Genomic DNA, 1,527 nt, shown 5'->3' with positions numbered 1-1,527 from the left:
GGTTGCTGGATCCCCACCAATAAATTTAGTATCACCGCGATCGCGGTTTTTGAGAGTTTCATGACGCCATTGGGTTGTCTTGGTAATTTGAATTTCATTAGGATTGAATAGAGGCATTGGTTTGTTCTCTGGAAAAACCATCTGCCATCTTTTTCCTGGCTGCTCCTTGAGGATGGTTAATTTATCTAACTCTGCCCCAAAGAGGCTACTTGTTAATCCTTTGGTTTGGTTTAGTGTTTTTTGGGCTAGATTCTTAAACCCTGTTAATGCCATTGGCTTAATCCCCTCCGCTCACTTTCTATGGTCAGATGCTGCATCAGTTTATGGTGTACTTTCTCTACTAGTTCATCCACATCAATGTCCTCCACAGACTGATTAGTTGTAGTAGCGCCTGTTGTATTTTCTGATCCTTTCTGAATCACGGTATTTGCCTGTAAGCTAGTAGTTGATACAGTTGATATACTAGTTGATACTGATGCACCGTTGACAGATGGCATTCTTTGGATAACTCCAGAGCCATGATCACCAATAGATGGCGAACTACTAACTCCTAGTCCGTTGCCAGAAAATGACGTTCTATTGACCCCAGAGGCGGAAAAAATCAGGGGAGCAGATAATTGATAACCATCTTTTCCGGAAATTTCTCTAACCACTGGTCGCTCCGGGGTGGGTTGAATCAATGGCTGCTTTCCTTCGGATGGGCTGTTGACTATCTCCTTGACCACTGGTCGCTCCGGGGTGCGTTGAATCAGTGGCTGATTTCCCTGGGATGGGCTGTTGACAATCTCTTTGATCACCGGTCGCTCGGGGCTGGGTTGAATCAGTGGCTGGTTTCCCTGGGATGGGCTCTTGACTATTTCCTTGTGAAGCGATCGCTTTGGGGACCGTTGAATAACTGGCGACTGGGTCAGGTTTCCGGAACTGCCTAAGGATAGCTTAGACTCTGTTGGCAAAGTGGTATTGGTGTTTTTTAAATTGTTTTTTAAATTGTCTGAACTGACCTCTCCCCCAACTCCTGCTCTAGTAGGAAAGGAATGTTGAGTACCACCCGTTCCTTCAGGATTAGGAGGGTTAGGCAACTTTACCAACATCTTCTCAGAACTACTTTCAGAACTACTTGATGACTGGGAGTTAATTGGTTTGGCTTGCACAACTGGCAAGGATAAGTCAGAAGATAGTCTAGTTTTCCTAGACGGTTCAAGACCATAAACTAGGGATTTGCTATCAGAATCTGCTCTGGCTAAAGTCCTCTTAGTAGAGTTTAAAAATTTTGCTTGGATAATCGGTTTTGTGCCAGATTTGCCTCTTTCAGAAGGGATTGAATTTGAAGTTTGGGGTTTAGCGTTTTCTCTAGATTTCTGGGAATTTGACCCTGTACTTTTTTGTACTGAGGTTTCTTGATCGACATTAAATGTAGTTGATATCAAAGGTAGTTCTTTGCCTGTTCCTTTAGTTCGAGAGGCCACATTGGGAGAGGTAATTGGAGAGGTAACATGTCCCTTCTCTACCTGTTCTGCTGCTGGCCGG

General features: G+C 44.1%; 2 protein-coding genes. Both read right to left on the bottom strand.

The annotated features are described in order from the left end of the window. The coding region (locus tag F6K53_RS41695; protein WP_293086279.1) for a hypothetical protein at nt 1–273 on the bottom strand (273 nt) is incomplete at its 3' end. Next, a partial coding sequence (locus F6K53_RS41690; RefSeq protein ID WP_293086277.1) for a hypothetical protein occupies nt 264–1,527 on the bottom strand: 1,264 nt, incomplete at its 5' end. The genes F6K53_RS41695 and F6K53_RS41690, both read right to left, overlap by 10 nt.

Source organism: Moorena sp. SIO4A1, assembly GCF_010672065.1.
In the GTDB taxonomy this organism is placed as follows: domain Bacteria; phylum Cyanobacteriota; class Cyanobacteriia; order Cyanobacteriales; family Coleofasciculaceae; genus Moorena.
The sequence above is the reverse complement of the archived record's forward strand: the minus strand, read 5'-3'. Positions and strand labels throughout refer to the sequence as shown.